At 67.5% G+C, this 17,646-nt stretch carries 13 protein-coding genes; 8 read left to right on the top strand and 5 right to left on the bottom strand.

The genetic code is table 11. The features are described from left to right. Window positions 1–5 precede the first annotated feature (5 nt). The 8 genes from coaBC to ACTPOE_RS01965 all read left to right on the top strand — a co-directional run bounded on the left by coaBC (window position 6) and on the right by ACTPOE_RS01965 (window position 7,508). Entirely contained in the window at window positions 6–1,202 is a 1,197-nt protein-coding gene (gene coaBC, locus ACTPOE_RS02000) for a bifunctional phosphopantothenoylcysteine decarboxylase/phosphopantothenate--cysteine ligase CoaBC (protein WP_458870527.1), read from the top strand. 80 nt (window positions 1,203–1,282) lie between these two features. Then, window positions 1,283–1,750 (top strand): dUTP diphosphatase, encoded by a 468-nt coding sequence (gene dut, locus ACTPOE_RS01995; protein ID WP_458870525.1) that lies wholly within the window; start codon window positions 1,283–1,285, stop codon window positions 1,748–1,750. Between the two features lie 654 nt (window positions 1,751–2,404). Continuing rightward, window positions 2,405–3,547 carry a branched-chain amino acid ABC transporter substrate-binding protein gene (locus ACTPOE_RS01990; RefSeq protein WP_458870524.1) on the top strand — a complete coding sequence of 381 codons (1,143 nt, stop codon included), beginning with the start codon at window positions 2,405–2,407 and terminating at the stop codon, window positions 3,545–3,547. A 113-nt stretch (window positions 3,548–3,660) separates the two neighbouring features. Continuing rightward, window positions 3,661–4,563, top strand: a complete 903-nt coding sequence (locus ACTPOE_RS01985) for a branched-chain amino acid ABC transporter permease (RefSeq protein WP_458870523.1) — start codon at window positions 3,661–3,663, stop codon at window positions 4,561–4,563. Between the two features lie 15 nt (window positions 4,564–4,578). Then, window positions 4,579–5,538: a branched-chain amino acid ABC transporter permease gene (locus ACTPOE_RS01980; RefSeq protein WP_458870522.1), complete on the top strand. Its 960-nt coding sequence runs from the start codon at window positions 4,579–4,581 to the stop codon at window positions 5,536–5,538. Continuing rightward, the gene (locus tag ACTPOE_RS01975; RefSeq protein WP_458870521.1) at window positions 5,535–6,383 is read left to right on the top strand and encodes an ABC transporter ATP-binding protein; all 849 of its coding nucleotides are present in this window, start codon (window positions 5,535–5,537) and stop codon (window positions 6,381–6,383) included. Before ACTPOE_RS01980 ends, ACTPOE_RS01975 begins: the two co-directional genes overlap by 4 nt. Further along, window positions 6,380–7,093 carry an ABC transporter ATP-binding protein gene (locus ACTPOE_RS01970; protein ID WP_458870520.1) on the top strand — a complete coding sequence of 238 codons (714 nt, stop codon included), beginning with the start codon at window positions 6,380–6,382 and terminating at the stop codon, window positions 7,091–7,093. The genes ACTPOE_RS01975 and ACTPOE_RS01970 overlap by 4 nt, the downstream gene beginning before the upstream one ends. Before the next feature lie 133 nt (window positions 7,094–7,226). Then, window positions 7,227–7,508, top strand: coding sequence for a peptidylprolyl isomerase (locus tag ACTPOE_RS01965; RefSeq protein WP_458870519.1), 282 nt, complete (start codon window positions 7,227–7,229; stop codon window positions 7,506–7,508). 75 nt (window positions 7,509–7,583) lie between these two features. Here the strand turns inward: ACTPOE_RS01965 and putA are convergent, their stop codons facing one another. The 5 genes from putA to clpA form a co-directional block, all read right to left on the bottom strand. Continuing rightward, window positions 7,584–11,375 (bottom strand): trifunctional transcriptional regulator/proline dehydrogenase/L-glutamate gamma-semialdehyde dehydrogenase, encoded by a 3,792-nt coding sequence (gene putA, locus ACTPOE_RS01960; protein WP_458870518.1) that lies wholly within the window; start codon window positions 11,373–11,375, stop codon window positions 7,584–7,586. A 109-nt stretch (window positions 11,376–11,484) separates the two neighbouring features. Then, complete coding sequence (locus ACTPOE_RS01955) at window positions 11,485–12,129, bottom strand: PqiC family protein (RefSeq protein ID WP_458870517.1); 645 nt, start codon at window positions 12,127–12,129, stop codon at window positions 11,485–11,487. Between the two features lie 16 nt (window positions 12,130–12,145). Then, window positions 12,146–13,861, bottom strand: a complete 1,716-nt coding sequence (locus ACTPOE_RS01950; protein ID WP_458870515.1) for a PqiB family protein — start codon at window positions 13,859–13,861, stop codon at window positions 12,146–12,148. Then, a complete protein-coding gene (locus tag ACTPOE_RS01945; RefSeq protein WP_458870514.1) occupies window positions 13,851–15,086 on the bottom strand; it encodes a paraquat-inducible protein A in 1,236 nt (411 codons plus the stop codon). The genes ACTPOE_RS01950 and ACTPOE_RS01945 overlap by 11 nt, the downstream gene beginning before the upstream one ends. Continuing rightward, a complete protein-coding gene (gene clpA / locus ACTPOE_RS01940) occupies window positions 15,083–17,401 on the bottom strand; it encodes an ATP-dependent Clp protease ATP-binding subunit ClpA (RefSeq protein ID WP_458870513.1) in 2,319 nt (772 codons plus the stop codon). The genes ACTPOE_RS01945 and clpA overlap by 4 nt, the downstream gene beginning before the upstream one ends. Between the last annotated feature and the right edge of the window lie 245 nt (window positions 17,402–17,646).

Genomic DNA, 17,646 nt, shown 5'->3' with positions numbered 1-17,646 from the left:
CTCCCATGGACCTGTCGGGCAAACGCATCATCCTGGGGCTGACGGGCGGCATCGCCTGCTACAAATCGGCCGAACTGCTGCGCCGGATGCAGGACGAGGGCGCCACGGTGGACGTGGTGATGACCGAGGCCGCCACCCGCTTCATCACGCCGGCCACGATGCAGGCCCTGTCGGGGCGCCCCGTCTGGGTGGACGCCTGGGATGCCCGCATGGACAACCGCATGGCGCACATCAACCTGACGCGCGGCGCCGACGCGGTCCTGGTGGCGCCGGCCAGCACCGATTTCCTGGCCCGCGCCGCCCACGGCCTGGCCGACGACCTGCTGACCACCCTGTGCGTGGCGCGCGGCGCCGTGCCGCTGCTGGCCGCGCCGGCCATGAACCATGAAATGTGGACCCATCCGGCCACACAACGCAACGCGGCGCAGCTGCGCGACGACGGCGTGACGCTGATCGGCCCCGACGCCGGCCCGCAGGCTTGCGGCGAGACCGGCTCGGGCCGCATGATGGAACCCGACGGGATCCTGCGCGCCCTGATCGCCTTCTTCCAGCCCAAGTCTCTGGCGGGCCGCCGCGTGCTGCTCACGGCCGGCCCCACCAGCGAAACCATCGACCCGGTGCGCGTGCTGACGAACCGCTCGTCCGGCCGCATGGGCTACGCCCTGGCCCGGGCGGCGGCGGAAGCCGGGGCGGACGTGACCCTGGTGTCCGGCCCCGTCGCGCTGCCCTGCCCGGACGGCGTTGAGCGCATCGCCGTGCGCGGCGCCACCGACATGCATGCCGCCGTGATGGCGCGCGCCGGCGAGGCCGATCTGTTCATCGCCGTGGCGGCCGTCGCCGATTGGGGCATCGCCAACCCGTCGGCGGTCAAGCTCAAGAAACAGCCCGGCGGCCAGCCACCGCGACTGGACTTCATCCAGAACCCCGACATCCTGGCCGAGGTCGCCGCCCTGCCCGGCGGTCCCTGGTGCGTGGGATTCGCCGCCGAGACCGACCGCCTGGCCGAGCACGCCCAGGCCAAGCGCGCGCGCAAGGGGATCCCCGCCATCGTCGGCAACCTGGCCCAGGAAGCCATGGACGCGGAGGACACCGAACTGGTGATCTTCGACGACGAGGGCGCCCATCCCCTGGCCCGGCAGCCCAAGCTGCGGGCCGCCCGCCAGCTGATCGCCTGGATCGCGGGGCGTCTGCCTCCCCGCTGAGCCACCGCGAGCCACACACTCCGCGGGGCGTGCGATCCACCGAAGCCGCGTCCCGCCCCTTCTCCACGGACCACACCACCATGCAACGACGACTCATCCAGGCCCGCATCGTCAACCCCCTGCTGGGCACGAACGCGATTCCCCTGCCCGATTACGCCACCGGCGGCTCCGCCGCCCTGGACCTGCGCGCCTGCCTGGAGGCGCCTCGGACACTGGCCCCCGGCGAGCGCCTGCCGGTGCCCACCGGACTGGCCCTGAACATGATGGACCCTGGCCTTGTGGCGATCGTGGCCTCGCGCTCGGGCCTGTCGCTGAAGCACGGCATCCGCGTCGCCCAGGGCATCGGCGTCATCGACGCCGATTACCATGGGGAAATCAAGGTCCTGCTGGCCAACGACAGCGACACGTCCTACGACATCCAGCCCGGCGAGCGCATCGCGCAGCTGCTGTTTCAGCCTGTCGTGCAGGTGGGCCTGCACGTGGTCGAGGCCTTCGACACGGTCACCGAACGCGGCGAAGGCGGCTTCGGCAGTACCGGCCGCCACTGAACCGGACGCCGTCGCCATGCGCCGGTCGTGCGCCGCAATGGTTCGGATAGCTGGCGGGCCTCGCGCACGGAATGTGTGAATCAGGGTTTATACCGATATATTGTCGAAAGAACCCCGGTCGATTCCATCCTCCAAATCGATGTAGGCATCGATCCTCGGTTTCCCGCGCCCCCCGCGCAAGTATCCCCACTCTCTCCAGCTCTACCGGCCAGGAGGAAAATACTTGATATATTTCAACGACTTGAAGTCTGATTCCCCGGATTCTCAAGTCCTGCTCGATCAGGGTTTATCCCAGTTCTTATAAAAAATATTATCAATATATTATGTAGCCAGTCCAAAATGACCGGAACACTCTGGCATCGCGCAGGCATTCATCTAGGCGATATCCCTGGTTGCACTTGCAGATTTCAGATGGTTATACTTCGCCCGTCTTTCAGGTTGCGCCTTTTCCCTCCAACAAGGGTTGCACCTGATCGGCAGGGTTAACCAAAACCCTCGCACGGCCCCGCCGGCGCCATCGACGGCAGGGCCCGAGAGGCCCAGGTCCTCTTTCCATAGAGACAAGGGTATCCCCCGGAAAGAGGCCGATCGCATCGCACGCGCTCTACCCGACCCATCACCGCGATTGGATCCGTCACAAAGGAGAATCCAGACATGAGCAGGCTGACCAAACTTTCCACTCTCACCGCAGCGATCCTGCTGGCGACCGGCGCCGGAACGGCGTTCGCCGCCGACGGCCCCATCAAGATCGGCGTGCAGGCTCCCATCACCGGCGAATACGCCGCCGAAGGCCAGGGCATCGAGAATGGCGTCCAGCTGCTGGTCAAGCAGCAGAACGCGGGGGGCGGCCTCCTGGGCCGCCAGATCCAGGTGATCGTGTGCGACGACGAAGGCAAGGCCTCGCAGGCCGCCATCTGCGGTCGCAAACTGGTGAACGACGGTGTCATCGCTGTAATCGGCACCTACACCAGTGGTGCAGCCCTGGCCGCGGCCCCGATCTATTCCGCCGCCAACGTCATCCAGACCTCCGACGGCACCAGCGACGAACTGACCCAGCGCGGCTGGAAGACATTCTTCCGCAACGCACCGCCCAACAGCGACGAAGCCGTCTTCGCCGCCGACTACATGGTCAACGTCAAGAAGTACCAGCGCATCGCGGTGCTGAGCGACCACTCCAGCTACGCCACCGGCCTGGCCCAGAGCGTCAAGAAGGCGATCCAGGACCAGAAGGGCACCCTCGTGGCCGATGACTTCATCAATGCCGGCACCCAGGACTACAGCGCCGTGCTGACCAAGCTGAAGTCCAAGAACCCGGACGCCCTGTTCTTCTCCGGCTACTACACCGATGGCGGCCTGATCCGCGCCCAGATGAAGCAGCTCGGCATGGACGCGGTCTTCATCGGCGGCGACGCCAACCAGAACGCGGCCTTCGCCAAGATCGCCGGCAACGCGGCCCAGGGTGCCATCATCGTCAACGTGCCCGCCCCGGAAAACCTGCCCTACCCCGAAGCCAAAAAGTTCCTGGCCGACTACACCAAAGCCTTCGGCTCGGCGCCTCCCAGCATCTACACCTTCACCAACGCAGACGGCCTGCGCGCGGTCTTCGCCGCCATCGAGGCCACCAAGAGCACGGACACCGCCAAGCTCATCCCCTGGCTGCACGACATGAAGCAACCCTTCCCGGGCCTGACCGGCCCCTTCACCTGGGATGACAAGGGCGAGCGCATCGGCAGCCCGATGTCCGCCTTCGAAGTCCAGGCCGACGGCAGCTACAAGACCGTCTACCCGACGAACTGAGTTCGCCGACCGACGGCGCCCACGCCCCCCGCGGGCCGGGCGCCGTCCTTTCCGCCGCGCCCGGCTCCGGGCGACGCGCCTGCCGCGACGCGGCTCTCTCTGGAAACCGATCGATGGACTTTATCCTCCAGCAATTCATCAATGGGGTGACGGTCGGCGGCATCTACGCGCTGATCGCGCTGGGCTACACCATGGTCTACGGGGTGCTCAAGCTGATCAACTTCGCCCACGGCGACCTGTGCATCCTGGGCGCCTTCATCGGCCTGACCACCCTGACCTCCGGCGTCTTCGGCGGCCTGTCCACGCCGGTCCTGCTGATCCTGGCGTTCCTGGTCGCCATGATCGTGGTGGCCGTAGCCGGCACCCTGCTCGACCAGTTCGCCTACAAACCCCTGCGCAAGGCGCCGCGCCTGTCGGCCGTGGTGTCCGCCCTGGGCGCCTCGATGCTGATCCAGAACGGCATCATGCTGATCTGGAGCCCGAACGTCCAGGTCTTCCCCAGCAATCTCCTGCCCAACATCAACTGGGAGATCGGCGGGGCCCACATCAGCTTCGTCCAGTTGCTGATCATCGTCGGCGCCTTCGTGCTGATGGCCGCGCTGTACTTCTTCGTGCACCATACCCGCGTGGGCACCGCCATTCGCGCCACCGCCATCGACCAGGACGCCGCGCGCCTGATGGGGGTCAATGTCAACCGCGTGATCGCCATGGTCTTCATCATCGGTCCGGTCCTGGGCGCGGTGGGCGGCCTGTTCATCGGCCTGTACTACCGCCAGACCTACTTCACCATGGGCTGGTCCTACGGCCTGAGCGCCTTCATCGCGGCCATCATCGGCGGCATCGGCAACATCCCCGGGGCCATGCTGGGCGGGCTGGTGCTGGGCCTGTTCAACGCCTTCGCCGCCGGCTACGTCTCCAGTTCCTGGCAGGACGCGATTACCTTCGCCCTGCTCATCGCCATCCTGCTGGTGCGCCCCACCGGCCTGCTGGGCGAACGCGTCGCGGAAAAGGTGTAATCCATGGACAAACACATGAACCAAGCCTCTCCGGCCGCCCCCTCGGGCACGGCCCGCGCGCTGCGCCGCCTGGCCGGCCCCGCGCTGTGGATCCTGGGCCTGCTGATCCCGCAGCTGCTGTCGCCCGCCTGGATCACCATCGGCGGCATCTTCGCCATCTATTCCATCGTCGCCCTGTCCCAGGACATCGTGCTGGGGCGAGCCGGAATGTACGACATGGGCCACGCGGTCTTCTTCGGTATCGGCGCCTACACCTGCGCGATCCTGTCGCTGTCCTTCAACTGGCCCGTCCTCTGGACCATCCCGGTGGCGATCGTGCTGGCCGCGGCCCTGGGCGCCATCCTGTCGGCACCTATCGTCAAGCTGCGCGGCGACTACCTGCTGGTGGTCACGATCGGCTTCAATGCCATTTTCGTGCTGGCCATGCAAAACAACCTGTTCGGCCTGACCGGCGGCGCCGACGGACTGTTCGGCGTCAGCGGCCCGACGCTCTTCGGCCGCATGTTCGGCACGCAAAGCGACCTGTTCTACCTGAACTGGATCGTGCTGGCCGCGGTCCTGTGGCTGATGGGCAACCTGGACCGCTCCTCGCTGGGACGCACCTTCCGCTACATCAAGCACGACGAGCTCGCCGCCGCCACCCTGGGGGTCAACGCCCGCAACTACAAGGTCGCCGCCTTCGCGCTGTCGGCCGGGCTCGCCGGACTCGCCGGTACGCTGTTCGCCATGCAGCTGTCGGCCGTCAGTCCCGGCTCGTTCCGCTTCACCGATTCGGTGGTGCTCTTCGCCATCGTGCTGGTCGGCGGCCAGGCCTCCGTGCCCGGGGTGCTGCTGGGCACCGCCATGATGTTCGTGGTGCCGCAGATCTTCACCGAATTCGCCCAATACCGCTATCTGGCCTTCGGCGTGGCGATGATCCTCGTCATGATCCTGCGTCCGCAAGGCATCTGGCCGGCTCGCAAGGGGGTCATATGAACACAGCCGTTTCCAGCCCGTCCGACGCCGGGTCCGACATCCTGCTCGAACTCGACGGCATCGGCATCAGCTTCGGCGGCCTGCGCGCGGTCGACGACCTCAGCTTCAAGATCCGGCGCGGCGAAATCGTCGGCCTGATCGGCCCCAACGGCGCCGGCAAGACCACGGTGTTCAATATGATCACCGGGGTCTACCGGCCCACCGACGGCCACATCCGCTGGCACGGCCGCGACATCACGGGGCTCGCGCCGCATCGCATCGCCGAGGCCGGCATCCGCCGCACCTTCCAGACCATCCGCCTGTTCCAGGACATGACGGTGCTGGAAAACGTGATCGCCGGCCAGCACCTGCGGATGCGCCAGTCCTGGTGGCAGGGCCTGCTGAACACGCCCGCCCAGCGACGCGAGGAGCACGAACTGGTCGAACGCGCCATGGCGGTGCTGCGCCAACTCGGCCTGGCCGACATGGCCCACGAGATCGCCACTTCCCTGCCCTACGGCGCCCAGCGCCGCGTCGAAATGGCCCGCACGCTGGTGGCCGAACCCGAACTCATCATCCTGGATGAACCGGCCGCCGGCCTGAACGAACAGGAATCGGCCGGCCTGAACGAGACCATCCGCGCCATCCGCGACTCCGGCATCACCGTGATCCTGGTGGAACACGACATGAGCGTGGTGATGAACGTCACCGACAACATCGTCGTGATCAACTTCGGCAAGAAGATCGCCGAGGGCAAGCCCGCCGAAATCCGCAGCAATCCGCTCGTCATCGAGGCCTACCTGGGCCAGGACGACGATGAGGACGATCCGCTGATGAACGCCGTACAAGACCAGGTGAACGCATGACCGCTCCTCTGCTCCAGATCGAAGACCTGCGCGTCAGCTATGGTCACATCCAGGCCCTCAAGGGCATTTCCCTGCATGTCCAGGAAAAGGAAGTCGTGGCCATCCTGGGAGCCAACGGCGCCGGCAAAACGACGCTGATGCGTACCCTCAGCGGCCTGATCACCCCGCAGTCGGGCAAGATCACCTTCGCCGGGCACGATACCACCCGCATGGGCGCAGACCGCATCGTGCGCCTGGGCATCGGCCAGTCCCCCGAGGGCCGCCGCGTGTTCGGCACCCTGTCGGTGGCGGAAAACCTGCGCATGGGCGGCTTCACGCGCCCGGCGGCCGAGACCGAGGAAAGCTGCGAGCACGTCTACAAGATCTTCCCGCGCCTGCATGAACGCCGCGACCAGCTCGCCGGCACGCTGTCGGGCGGCGAACAGCAGATGCTCGCCATCGGCCGCGCCCTGGTGACCAAGCCGCGCCTGCTGCTGCTGGACGAACCCAGCTTGGGCCTGGCTCCGATCATCGTGCGCAATATTTTCCAGGTGCTGCGCGAGGTGCGCGACACCGGCGTCACGATCCTGATCGTGGAACAGAACGCCCGCATGGCGCTCAAGCTGGCCGACCGCGGCTACGTGCTGGAAGTCGGCAAGTTGTCGCACGAGGGCTCCTCGCGCGAACTGCTGTCCTCGCCGGAGATCCAGGCGGCGTACCTGGGACATTGAGGCGCCGCCGCCTTTTCCGATGAAGCATCGCCGGACGGCCCGCGGGGCCGTCCTTTTTTCGTCACGTGCCGTTCGGGTTAATCTATGGGACCCGCTCCTCGAGCCCATCGTTTCAACCACACAGGAACATTCCATGACCCAAGCCTCCGCCCGCCATATCCTGGTCGATACCGAAGAACAGTGCCTGAAGCTGAAGACCGACATCGAAGGCGGCGCCGATTTCGCGGCCGTCGCCCGCGAGCATTCCAGCTGCCCGTCCAGCCGCGACGGCGGCGATCTGGGCACTTTCGGCCGCGGCCAGATGGTGCGCGAATTCGACGAGGTCGTCTTCAGCGCGCCGGTGGGCGTGGTCCAGGGGCCGGTCCGCACGCAGTTCGGCTACCACCTGGTGGAAGTGACCGACCGCCAGGATTGACCGGCGCCGATCGATCCGCACGAGCAAGGGGCCCCGATCGGGGCCCCTGTCTTTTGACCACTGGCCTCTGTTGAATCAACCAACCATCATCAAGCTGGCATTCCCTCCGGCGGCGGCGGTGTTGACGCAGACCGAGACCTCGCGGACCAACATTTCCAGGGGATAGGTCTTGCCAGCGGACAACTCGTCGGCGCGACGGGCCAGGATCGGGACGATCGGGCCGGGACGACCCGCGACCGCGCGGGACAACGTCTGCAGGCCGTCGCTGTCGCCCTCGTAGAGGACCGCCTGGAAGTCGGCCGTGGCGGCGGCATCCGCCGCCACCCAGCGGACGCCGCCGCCCGCCGGACGCGCCGCGTGGAAGGCGCGCACTTCCGGATGGTCCACCCACAACGTATCGTTGCCCGTACGGTGGCAGGCTTCCAGCTGTGCTTGCGCCCCGGCCGCGCTGGCCGCGTGGCACAGCACCGTGCCGCGCGGCTTCAAGTGGTACTGGTTGGTCTCGCCGGTGGGTCCGGGCAGCGTCAGCGGCCGGGCGGCTCCCTTGCCCACCACGCCTTCGACCGGCAGGGAACCGGGCGCGTCGGCCAGCAGGCGGTGCAGGTACAGGGGGCCGCCAGCCTTCGGGCCGGTGCCCGACAGCCCCTCGCCGCCGAATGGCTGCACGCCCACGGTCGCGCCGACGATGTTGCGGTTCACGTAGATGTTGCCCGCATGGATGCGTTCGGTGACATGACGCACGGTCTCGTCCAGGCGGGTATGGACGCCGAAGGTCAGGCCGTAGCCCCGGCCGTTGATGGCGTCGATCACCGCATCGAGATCCTGGCGGCGGTAGCGCAGCACGTGCAGGACGGGGCCGAAGACCTCGCGCTCCAGTTCGGCGATGTCGGAGATTTCGATCAAGGTCGGCGCCACGAAGGTGCCCTGGCGCATCCGCTCCTCGTCCATCGGGTACCGATCGACGGTGTGGCCGGCGGCCCGCATGGTCTGGACGTGGCGCTCGATCACGGTCCGGGCTTCGGCGTCGATCACCGGACCGATGTCGGTGGACAGCAGCTCGGGACGTCCGACGCGCAATTCATTCATGGCGCCGCGCAGCATCGTCAGGGTGCGGTCGGCGCAGTCCTCCTGGACGCACAGCACGCGCAGCGCAGAACAACGCTGGCCCGCCGAGTCGAAGGCCGAATTCAGCACGTCGAAGACGACCTGTTCGGTCAGCGCGGAGGAATCCACGATCAGGGCGTTCTGCCCGCCCGTCTCGGCGATCAGCGGCACGGGGTGGCCGTTGCCGTCCAGGCGGTCCGCCAGGGTGGCGGCAATCAAGCGGGCGACTTCGGTCGAGCCGGTGAACATGACGCCGCGCACCGCCGGGCTGGCGACCAGGGTCGAGCCCACCGTCTCGCCCCGGCCCGGCAGCAACTGGACCGCATCGGCCGGCACGCCGGCGCGATGCAGCACCGACACGCCGTAGGCGGCGATCAGCGCGGTCTGCTCGGCCGGCTTGGCCAGCACGACGTTGCCGGCGGCCAGCGCGGCGGCCACCTGACCGGTGAAGATCGCCAGGGGGAAGTTCCAGGGGCTGATGCACAGCACCGGGCCCAGCGGCCGGTGGCTGTCGTTGGAGAAGGATTCCTCGATCCGGACGGCGTAGTAGCGCAGGAAATCAACCGCCTCGCGCACTTCGGCGATGGCGTTGGGAAAGGACTTCCCCGCCTCGCGCACGATCAGGCCGATGGCCGACTGCATCTCGTCTTCCATCAATTGGGCCGCATGCCGCAGGCACTGCGCCCGCTCGGCGGGCGGCGTGGCCTGCCAGATCGGCGCCGCGTACTCGGCGCGTCCCAGGGCGGTCTGAACATCGGCCTCGTCGGCCTCGATCACCTGGCCGACCACGTCCCGGCGGTCCGCCGGATTGAGGACGGGACGGGCGCGCTCGTCCCGCCATTCTCCGGGCGGCGCGGCGCGCCATCCCTGGGTCGCGCTGCCCAGCAGCGCGGCCGCCAGGGAGCCCAGGCGATGCTCGTTGCTGAGATCCAGGCCGGCCGAGTTGGCGCGGTCCTCGTGCGCCCGATACAGATCGCGCGGCAGGGGGATGCGGTCGTGCGGCGCCCCCAGGGGCTGGACGGCGCGGGCCTTGCGGACCGGATCGGCCACCAGGGCGTCGATGGGCAGGTCGCGGTCGCCGATCTGGTTGACGAAGGAAGTGTTGGCGCCGTTTTCCAGCAGGCGGCGCACCAGATAGGCCAGCAGGGTCTCGTGCGTGCCCACGGGAGCGTAGACGCGGCAGGGTCGGTTCAGGCGGCCCTTGGAGACCGGACCGACGACCTCTTCGTACAGAGGCTCGCCCATGCCGTGCAGACACTGGAACTCGTACTGTCCGGGGTAGTAGTTCTCGCCCGCCATGTAGTAGATGGAAGCCAGTGTCTGGGCGTTGTGCGTGGCGAACTGGGGAAAGATGGCTTCCGGGGCGGACAGCAGCTTGCGCGCGCACGCCAGGTAGGACACGTCGGTGTGGATCTTGCGCGTGTAGACCGGATAGCCTTCCAGGCCGTCGACCTGGGCGCGCTTGATCTCGGAATCCCAGTAAGCGCCCTTGACCAGGCGGACCATCAGGCGATGCTTGCTGCGGCGCGCCAGGTCGATCACGAAATCGATCACGAAGGGCGCGCGCTTCTGGTAGGCCTGAATGACGAAGCCGATGCCGTTCCAGCCCCGCAGGCGCTCATCGAAACACAGGGCCTCCAGCAGGTCCAGGGACAATTCCAGGCGGTCGGCTTCCTCGGCGTCGATGTTCAGGCCGATGTCGTAGCGTCGAGCCAGCGCGGCCAGCTCGACCATGCGCGGCAGCAATTCGTCCATGACCCGGTCGCGCTGGGCGCGCGAATAGCGCGGATGCAGCGCCGACAGCTTGATGGAAATGCCGGGGCCTTCGTAGATCCCGCGCCCCTGGGAAGCCTTGCCGATGGCGTGGATGGCCTGCTCATAGGACTGGTAGTAGCGCTCGGCGTCTTCCGCCGTGGTCGCGGCCTCGCCCAGCATGTCGTAGGAATAGCGGAAGCCGGCGTCCTCGAACTTGCGGCTGTTGGCCAGGGCCGAGGAGATCGTCTGGCCGGTGACGAACTGCTCGCCCATCAGGCGCATGGCCATGTTCACGCCACGCCGGATCAGCGGCTCGCCGCCCTTGGCGATCAGGCGCGTCAGGGCCTGGGACAGGTTCTGTTCACTGTTGACGCTGACCAGCTTGCCGGTGACCAGCAAGCCCCAGGTGGCCGCGTTGACGAACAACGAGCGGGATTCGCCCACATGCGAGCGCCAGTCGCCATGGCTGATCTTGTCGCGGATCAAGGCATCGCGCGTGGCCTGGTCGGGAATGCGCAGCAACGCCTCGGCCAGGCACATCAGGGCGACGCCTTCCTGGCTGGACAGCGAGAATTCCTGGATCAGGCCTTCCACCCCGCCGCCCTTGCGCTTGTCGCGCAGGGTCTGGACCAGCCGGCGGGCCAGGGTCTCGACCTGCCCGGGCTGCGGCGATTCGGCCTGGTCCACCAGCATGGCCACGCATTCCGGTTCCGGACGTCGGTAGGCGGCGGTGATGGCGGCTCGCAACACGGACTGCGGCAGGACCTCCTGGGCGAATTCGTGGAACGGCGCCAACGGTTCGGGCTCCACCGCCGGGACTTCCCCGGATTCGACATCCGCGCGCCGGTCGATCTCGGCGGGCACCTGACCGCGCTCGATGGCCTCGATGTAGCTCAGCAGAGCCTGCTTGTGCAGCCAGTGCGGCGTGCAGCCCAGTGAATCCGCCAAGACCCGAAGGCGCTCGCGCAGCGCCTCATCGACCTTCACACCCAGGGTTACAGTAGCCATGTTCGAGGTATTCCACTTTGGTATCGTCAGCCGGAGAACCCGGCTCGCATCAGGCGCCATGCTAAAAGGTTGCACCTGAATTCGCCATTATGGTTAACCCCAAACAAGATCAGGTACAACCAAATTTTGACACGGTTGATCCTCTCTGTAAATCGACCGATGCGTCGGCAGGCGCTCCGGCGATCAAGGCCCCCAGACGCTCCAGCGCCCGGCGCTGGGCCTCTACCAGCGACGCCACGCCCTCGCCGGCGGGCTGGCGCACCGAGGCCCGGCACAGGCGGGCGCGATCGGCGCCCGGCGGGCGGTCCGTCCAGTCCGCATCCAGTGCCGCGAAACGTCCCCGGACCATGTCGAACCGGTCGATCCGCACCTCGATGCGCCGAACGGGCCGGGACGCCGCGTCCGGCAGGCGCCGCAGATCCGCAGCGCCCAGCCGGCGACCGACCTCCCCGGCCAGCACATCGCGAATCTGGTCTCCCAGCGACGCCGCCCAGAGCGAATCGTTGAGCACCCGCACCGCTGGATCCGTCGCCGGATCGCGCACCACCAATTGGGGCCGCTCGGACTCGGCCGGGATCCGCGACACCGTCAAGTTCAAGCCGTAGCCCGCCGCGGCCGGCACCGCAGCCGTCTCCGGCTGCTTGGCCGCGGGAGCCGTCAGGCTGTAGTACCGCTCGGGAGCGGACGCGCAACCTGCCAGCAGGCCCGCCAGACCGATCAGCAGGCCAGCTCGGGCCAGGTTCGTCCGTTTCATGGTGCGCTTTTCCTCATCAATGCAACTCATCGGGCGCGCGCCCCCGGATCAGGGCGTCGGGGCGAACCTGCAAGGTCTCGGACAGCAGACGCAGGGCGCGCGCGGCGCGATCCAGCTCGCCCAGAGTGTCCCGCAGACTGCCCAGAAGAGGCGCATCGGGCGCCAGCACCGCGCCGATCCGGTCCAACGAGGCGCTGGCCGAGGACAGGGCCCGGGTCGCCTGGGGCGCCACCTGGGTGTCCAGGCGCCTCAGCAGGCGATTCAGGGCCTCCAGGCTGCCGCGCAGGTCGCGGCCGATTTCCTCGATCGGCACCTTGTCCAGCTTGGTGACGATATTGCTGAGCTGTCCCTGCAGCCGGTCGAAATTCCCCCGTACTGTGGGCACCAGGAGCCCCTTGTGGCCGGAGAGGCCGCCGGGAATTTCCGGAGCCGCATGCGCCTCGCCGGGGAAGAAATCCAGGGCCACATACTGCTGGCCGGTCAGCAGGCTGGCGGTGCGCAGCTGGGCTCGCAGACCACGTTCGATCAGGGGCCGCAGCAGAGCCTCGTCCCGGAGGCCGCCCGCCGCGTCGGTCAGCTGCCGGTAGGCATCGCTGAACCGCATCGGATAGAGCTGCGCCCGCACCCGGGAATAGAAACGCCGGCGCTCGCGATCGAACTCCAGATCGATGTCGATCACCTTGCCGATCGACATGCCGCGGAAATCGACGTCGGCACCGACACGCAGGCCCCGGACCGACTGGTCGAAACGCAGTTCGATGGGCACAGGATCGCCGTCCGGATCGGCCAGGGCCTCGTCGCGCGTGCCGAACAGCCGGTAGGTGCTGCCGGCGGCGGCCGGCGCACTGTCCACGGTGCCATCGTAGGAGCTGGACTCGTCCGCCTGGGCAAAGGCGATGCCGCCGTTCAGGATCGCCGACAGGCCGCTGGTACGCACCTGGACGCCATCCGGCGACACCGACATATCCACGCCACTGTCGTTCCAGAAACGCGTGTCCGGCGTCACGTAGCGGTCATAGGGCGCTTCGACGAAAACGTGCAGATTGACCGATCGGCCGTCCGGGGCCATGTCGTAGCTGACGACACGGCCGACCTCGATGCGGCGGTAGTGGATGCGGGACCCCACGCGCAGTGAACCCAGCGAATCCGCCTGCAGCACGAAACGGGTGCCGACCTGGCCGCTGAGCACCTCCGGCGGATTGCCCAGGCCCTTGAAGGTGCGGACCGGATCGCCCTTGGACCGCGTGGTGGGCGCATCCACATCGATATAGACGCCCGACAGCAGCGTGTCCAGCCCCGACACTCCCGCGAGGCTGACCTGGGGACGGACGATCCAGAACTTGGAGTCCTTCTGGGTGATGTATTCCGAGCCCTCGCGCCTGAGCTGCACGTCCACCAGCACGTGCTGGCGATCCCCGGCCACGCGCACGTCCGACACGTCGCCCACCACCACGTCGCGGTAGCGCAGCTTGGTCTGGCCGGCCTCGACGCCGGCCGCCGACAGGAAGCTGATGGTGATCACCGGGCCGTTACGCACCCAGGCCGAGGCCAGCAGAGACAGCCCCACCGCCAGCGCCAGCAGAGGCACCAGCCAGACCCAGGACCAGTGCAAGGAACGGCCGGGCCGGATGACGGGCGCCGCGGCGTCCCCGGCGGGATACGCGCCTTCAGCGGGGAATTCCGTGCCGGCGGGATCGCGCGGTTTCCGGGCAGGTGGGTCCTCAATGTCCATGGTTTTCCTTTGCCGGCCGGGCATCCCGCAGGACGTCCCAGCCTCGACGCGGATCATAGCGCATGGCCGCCCACATGGTGAGCACGACCACGGCGCCGAAGTTCAGGGCGGCGGGTCCGGCGCTGATCTGCGACAGGCCCGGGAAATTGGCCATGGCCGCCATCAGGACGACGACGAAGACGTCCAGCATGGACCACTGCCCGACGAATTCGACCAGGGCGTACAGCCGCGTGCGCTGCCGCTGGACCTCCGCGCCCATGGGACGATCACGCAGCAGCAGGAACGCCAGGGCGAGCAGCTTGGTCACCGGCACCAGCACGCTGGCGACGAAGACGATGACGGCCAGATCCCAGGAGCCGTAGCGCCAGAGTTCGATCACGCCGCCCAGGATGGTGTGGTCGCTGCGGCCCAGCACGGTGCGAACTTCCATGATCGGAAGAACGTTGGCCGGAACGTAGAACACGGCCGCCGCCAGCAGCAGAGCCCAGACCTGCGCCGCGTCGCCGTGACGGGCATGGCCCAGCGCCGCGCCGCAACGCAGGCAGCGCCCGGAGGCCTGCGGAGCCTGGACGCAGCCGCACGCATCGCACACCCGGCCTCGCCCCTGTGCGCCCGACACCGGCACCAGACCGGCATCCTCCGCCTGGCGCCACAGGGCATGTGCATCCCAGCGCCCCAGCCCGCTCAGCAGGAAGCAGAGCGCGAGAAAGCCCAGCATGCCGGGTTCCACCTGCAGGCGCGCCAGGCCGGCGACCTTGACGACGGACACCAGAATGGACAGGATCAGCACCGTCGCCATGGACCACGGCGCCAAACGACCCAGCAGGCGCAGCGTACGCCCCAGGTCGGGCGGCAGGCGCCGCGCAGCGATCGCCTGCATCACCCACAGCGTCAGCGCGATCTGGAGCAGCGGAAACCAGAACCCGGCCAGCCCGGTCAGCACCGAAACCCCGTAATAGCCACGATCCCAGCACAAGCGCAGAGCCTGCCAGTAGGTCAGGCTGACGTCCAGACCCTGGAGCGACAGGCGGGCGATGGGGAACCACTGGGCGATGGCGAACACAGCCAGGCTGGCCCAGGTCAGCGCCACCCATTGGTCCAGGGACAGCCAGCCGCGCCGGTACAGCACCGTGCCGCAACAGCGGCATTCAGCTCTGCCGCGCGCGCCCGGATCGAGCCGGACGTGCAGCGTGTCGCAATGCGGGCAGGCGATCAGGGGCCTCAATCCACGAGCTCGGGCTCGGGCCGGGAGGGCTCCGGCACAACCCCCGCGCCCTCGCCGCCTTCGGGGAAGTTGAGCACGACCTGCTCCCGGGCGTCCAGGTCGACCTCGACCCGCCCGCCATGCACCAAGCGGCCGAACAGAAGTTCATCGGCCAGCGCCCGGCGGATGGTGTCCTGGATCAGACGCTGCATGGGCCGCGCGCCCATGGCCGGGTCGAAGCCGGCCCGCGCGAGATGGTCGCGCAGCGCCTGCGTGAACAGGACTTCGACATGCTTGTCGTGGAGCTGATCTTCGAGCTGCATGAGGAATTTGTCCACAACCTGGAGGATGACCTCGCGCGGCAAAGGCGCGAAGCCGATGATCGCGTCCAGCCGGTTGCGGAACTCGGGCGTGAACAGGCGCTTGATCTCCGCCATCTCGTCGCCTGTGCGCTGCGGCGCGGCGAAGCCGATCGCGTTGCGGTTCAGTGCGTCGGCGCCCGCGTTGGTGGTCATCACCAGGATCACATTGCGGAAATCGGCCTTGCGCCCATTGTTGTCGGTCAGCGCGCCGTGGTCCATGACCTGCAGCAGGATGTTGTAGACGTCCGGATGCGCCTTTTCGATTTCATCGAGCAGCAGCACGCAATGCGGCTGCTTGCTCACGGCTTCGGTCAGCAGGCCGCCCTGGTCGAAGCCGACATAGCCCGGCGGCGCGCCGATCAGGCGCGACACGGTATGCCGCTCCATGTATTCGGACATGTCGAAGCGCAGCAACTCGATCCCCAGGACGAAGGCCAGCTGGCGCGCGACCTCCGTCTTGCCCACGCCCGTCGGGCCGGAAAACAGGAAGCAGCCGATGGGCTTGTCGGGCCGTCCCAGCCCCGAGCGCGCCATCTTGATCGAGGCGGCCAGCGCGGAAATGGCCTGGTCCTGGCCGAACACCACGGCCTTCAGGTCCCGTTCCAGCGTGGCGAGCTTGTTGCGGTCGTCCGTGGACACGTTCTGCGGCGGAATACGGGCGATACGCGCCACGGTGGACTGGATCTCGGCACGGCCGATGAGCTTCTTCTGGCGCGACTTGGGCAGCAGGCGCTGAGCGGCGCCAGCCTCGTCGATCACGTCGATGGCCTTGTCGGGCAGGAAGCGGTCGCTGATGTGGCGCGCGGCCAGTTCCGCCGCCGCCGTGATCGCCGCGCCCGAATAGCGCACCTGGTGGTGGGCCTCGAAACGCGCCTTCAGGCCGCGCAGGATCTGGATGGTCTGGGCCACCGTGGGCTCGGGAATGTCGATCTTCTGGAAGCGCCGCGCGAGCGCATGATCCTTTTCGAAAACGCCGCGGTATTCGGTATAGGTGGTCGCCCCGATGCACTTCAGGTGTCCGGAGGACAGCGCCGGCTTGAGCAGATTGGATGCGTCCAGCGTACCGCCCGAAGCGGAGCCCGCGCCGATCAGCGTATGGATCTCGTCGATGAACAGCACCGCGTGGCGGTTGTCCTTCAGGGCCTTGAGCACCAGCTTCAGGCGCTGCTCGAAGTCGCCCCGATACTTGGTGCCCGCCAGCAGCGCGCCCATGTCCAGCGCATAGACCTGGGTCTCGTGCAAGACTTCCGGCACGTCGCCCTGGGTGATTCGCCAGGCCAGTCCCTCGGCGATGGCCGTCTTGCCGACTCCGGCTTCGCCCACCAGCAGGGGATTGTTCTTGCGCCGGCGGCACAGTACCTGGATGACGCGCTCGACCTCGTCCTCACGACCGATCAGCGGGTCGATGCGGCCCTTGAGGGCCTCGGCATTGAGATCGGTGGCGTAGGTTTCCAGGGGGGACTTCTGCTGTTCGGCCTTCGGGTCGGCGGCGGGCGGCTCCAGGCGCGGATTGTCCGCGGCCGGCGGGTCGTCGGAGACCTTGGTGATGCCATGGGACAGATAGTTGACCACGTCCAGCCGGGACACACCCTGCTGCACGAGGAAGTACACCGCGTGCGAGTCCTTTTCGCCATACATGGCCACCAGCACGTTGGCACCGGTCACGGCGTTCTTGCTGGACCCGTTGGAGGACACGTGCATGATGGCGCGCTGGATCACGCGCTGGAATCCCAGCGTAGGCTGGGTGTCGACCTCGCCCTCGCCCGGGAAGACCGGCGTGTTCTCGACGATGAATTTGCGCAAGTCCTGACGCAGCAGCTCGATATCCGCCGCGCAGGCGCGGAGGACTTCGACGGCCGAGGCATTGTCCAGCAGGGACAGCAGCAGGTGCTCCACGGTGATGAATTCGTGTCGGGCGGCGCGGGCCTCGACGAACGCCATGTGCAGGCTGACTTCGAGCTCTTCGGAAATCACGCTTCCTCCATTGCATATCGGAGCGGATCAAGCAATCCGTTATGCCTATTCTATGACTAAAACAGCCCGCCGTTTGATGCATGGGGGCTCGGGATCGTCCCCGAGGGACCTCTGAACAAGCCATCGCGCCGCATGCATCTGCGACTTCGGGCGGTCCGCGGCGTTGCTCATCCTCGCGATAGCTGCGGCCATCGCCGCGGTTCGCGCCTTGCCTCCAGCCCAAATCCGCAGCGCCTGCTTACCGC

It is taken from the genome of Castellaniella sp. WN (assembly GCF_054457555.1).
Note: the sequence above shows the minus strand (reverse complement) of the source record. Positions and strands in the feature narration are given on the sequence as shown.

Bases quoted from the DNA above. Each gene is read 5' to 3' on its own strand.
- ACTPOE_RS01965 (WP_458870519.1), top strand. From the start codon at position 7,227: ATGACCCAAGCCTCCGCCCGCCATATCCTGGTCGATACCGAAGAACAG.
- putA (WP_458870518.1), bottom strand. From the start codon at position 11,375: ATGGCTACTGTAACCCTGGGTGTGAAGGTCGATGAGGCGCTGCGCGAG.
- ACTPOE_RS01990 (WP_458870524.1), top strand. From the start codon at position 2,405: ATGAGCAGGCTGACCAAACTTTCCACTCTCACCGCAGCGATCCTGCTG.
- coaBC (WP_458870527.1), top strand. From the start codon at position 6: ATGGACCTGTCGGGCAAACGCATCATCCTGGGGCTGACGGGCGGCATC.
- ACTPOE_RS01980 (WP_458870522.1), top strand. From the start codon at position 4,579: ATGAACCAAGCCTCTCCGGCCGCCCCCTCGGGCACGGCCCGCGCGCTG.
- ACTPOE_RS01975 (WP_458870521.1), top strand. From the start codon at position 5,535: ATGAACACAGCCGTTTCCAGCCCGTCCGACGCCGGGTCCGACATCCTG.
- ACTPOE_RS01970 (WP_458870520.1), top strand. From the start codon at position 6,380: ATGACCGCTCCTCTGCTCCAGATCGAAGACCTGCGCGTCAGCTATGGT.
- dut (WP_458870525.1), top strand. From the start codon at position 1,283: ATGCAACGACGACTCATCCAGGCCCGCATCGTCAACCCCCTGCTGGGC.
- ACTPOE_RS01985 (WP_458870523.1), top strand. From the start codon at position 3,661: ATGGACTTTATCCTCCAGCAATTCATCAATGGGGTGACGGTCGGCGGC.
- ACTPOE_RS01950 (WP_458870515.1), bottom strand. From the start codon at position 13,861: ATGGACATTGAGGACCCACCTGCCCGGAAACCGCGCGATCCCGCCGGC.
- ACTPOE_RS01955 (WP_458870517.1), bottom strand. From the start codon at position 12,129: ATGAAACGGACGAACCTGGCCCGAGCTGGCCTGCTGATCGGTCTGGCG.